The sequence below is a fragment of the Allobosea sp. ASV33 genome (assembly GCF_016428755.1).
GTDB lineage: Bacteria > Pseudomonadota > Alphaproteobacteria > Rhizobiales > Beijerinckiaceae > Allobosea.
Genome location: NZ_JAELTI010000398.1, coordinates 1 through 253, shown reverse-complemented (window position 1 = coordinate 253; position 253 = coordinate 1). Strand labels below are relative to the sequence as shown.

General features: G+C 68.8%; 1 pseudogene. It reads right to left on the bottom strand.

Annotation, left to right across the window (positions count from 1 at the left end):
• A pseudogene (locus JHD80_RS29025) lies at window positions 1-253 on the bottom strand (efflux RND transporter periplasmic adaptor subunit); the annotation flags it as partial.

Genomic DNA, 253 nt, shown 5'->3' with positions numbered 1-253 from the left:
CCCCCCCCCCCCCCCCCCCCCCCCCCCCCCCCCCCCCCCCCCCCCCCCCCCCCCCTTTTCAAGCAGAAGACGGCATACGCGATCGCGCCTAGAGTCTCGTGGGCTCGGAGATGTGTATAAGAGACAGATGTAGGACAACGTCGCGGCAAAGCGCTGGTCGGCATAGGCGTCGGCCGAGGCGACGGCGCTCTGCCCCAGCTTGAGCAGGCCGATATTCTTCTCGTCGATCTGCAGGACGAGCTGAACCGCACCG